This is a genomic window from Wohlfahrtiimonas populi (assembly GCF_002006795.1).
Lineage (GTDB): Bacteria > Pseudomonadota > Gammaproteobacteria > Cardiobacteriales > Wohlfahrtiimonadaceae > Wohlfahrtiimonas > Wohlfahrtiimonas populi.
Map to the genome: position 1 here is coordinate 1 of NZ_MVDN01000037.1, position 1,649 is coordinate 1,649.

The 1,649-nt window shown below is 39.4% G+C and carries 3 protein-coding genes and 1 pseudogene; all 4 read left to right on the forward strand.

The genetic code is table 11. From position 1 onward, the window contains the following. Positions 1 to 352: preprotein translocase subunit SecE (secE, locus tag BZK16_RS13790; RefSeq protein WP_143691203.1), on the forward strand; the 352-nt coding region annotated here is incomplete at its 5' end. A gap of 2 nt (positions 353 to 354) precedes the next feature. Continuing rightward, on the forward strand, positions 355 to 882 hold the full coding sequence (nusG, locus tag BZK16_RS13795; RefSeq protein ID WP_077929459.1) for a transcription termination/antitermination protein NusG: 528 nt from the start codon (positions 355 to 357) through the stop codon (positions 880 to 882). Positions 883 to 986: 104 nt separating this feature from the next. Then, positions 987 to 1,418 (forward strand): 50S ribosomal protein L11, encoded by a 432-nt coding sequence (gene rplK, locus BZK16_RS13800; protein WP_077925822.1) that lies wholly within the window; start codon positions 987 to 989, stop codon positions 1,416 to 1,418. Position 1,419: 1 nt separating this feature from the next. After that, positions 1,420 to 1,649, forward strand: a pseudogene (locus BZK16_RS13805) (50S ribosomal protein L1); the annotation flags it as partial.

Below are 1,649 nucleotides of genomic sequence, written 5' to 3' on the forward strand. Positions count from 1 at the left end.
TGAGAAAGGGAAAATGCAAGTTTGGGCATCTGTTGGTTTGTTGTTAGCAGGTATCTTTGGATACTATTACCTAATGGAGACAAAGCTTGTTTTGGCATTTGTATCTTTAGGTTTGGGTGTTGCATTATTCTTGGCTGTGTTCTTAACGTCAGTGACGGGAAAGAATTTGATTCTGTTTTTTAAGGAAGCTCGCATTGAATTGCGTCGCGTAGTTTGGCCGAGTTGGGATGAAACTAAGAAAATGACTTTGATGGTGTTGGTGGTTATGGCACTATTTTTAGTTTTCTTGTTATTCTCTGACTGGATCTTGGGCTGGTTAGTATCATTTTTATTAGCACGCTTTGGGGGTTAAGAATGCGTTGGTATGTGATTCAAGCTTACTCTGGTTATGAAAATCAGGTAATGAAAGCACTCAAAGAATATGTTATGCGTGCAGGGTTGGATGATTTTTTTGGTGAAATCATCGTGCCTTCTGAAGAAGTTGTTGATGTTCGTGATGGTAAAAAACGCAAAAGCGAACGTAAGTTTTTCCCAGGCTACGTATTAGTAGAAATGGAAATGAATGATGATACTTGGCATTTAGTTAAAAATACGCCAAAAGTTATTGGATTCATTGGTGGTACAGGCGATCGTCCTATGCCAATTACAACGAAAGAAGCAAATCGTATTTTAGATAGAATGGCTGAGGCAGAAGAAGGTCCTAAGTTGAAAGTTCTATTTGAAGTGGGTGAGTCAGTTCGCGTTATTGATGGCCCATTTGCAGAATTTAATGGTGTGGTTGAAGAAGTATTGCCAGAAAAAGGTCGCTTGATTGTTTCGGTAATGATTTTCGGTCGTGCTACCCCTGTTGAGTTGGAATTCTTCCAAGTCGAAAAAGGTTAATAAAATATTTAAATTGTGGTTTGAGAATATATTATGTATAATCTCAAACCTTTTGTTATTGGGGAGCAATGAAAATTGTGTTGACCCGTTTTTAGGAGATAGTCATGGCCAAGAAAGTAACGGCTTATATCAAATTGCAGGTTCCAGCTGGTAAAGCTAACCCTGCACCACCAATTGGTCCAGCATTGGGTCAACACGGTGTGAATATCATGGAATTCTGTAAAGCTTTCAATGCTGAAACTCAGCAAATGGAAGTGGGCATGCCTTTGCCAGTTGTGATTACAGTTTACAATGATCGTTCATTCACGTTCATCAAGAAAACTCCACCAGCAGCTTATTTGTTGAAAAAAGCAGCAGGATTGAAATCTGGTAGCTCAAACCCTAACACTAAAAAAGTTGGTAAAGTAACTCGCCAACAGTTAGAGGAAATTGCAGAAACTAAAGGTGCAGATCTTTCTGGCGCAACATTAGAAGCAAAAGTACGTACATTGGCGGGTTCTGCTCGTTCAATGGGTATTGAAGTGGAGGGTCTATAATATGGCTAAGCAATTAACTAAGCGTGCAAAAGCTATCAGCGAATTAGTAGATGGTCAAAAAGTTTACTCAGCGGTAGAAGCTTTTGAATTGTTGGCTAAATTGCCACAAGCAAAATTTTTAGAATCAGTTGATGTTGCTTTAAACTTGGGCGTAGACCCACGTAAAAGTGATCAAGTGGTTCGTGGTGCTACAGTTATGCCTAACGGTACTGGTAAAACAGTTCGCGTTGC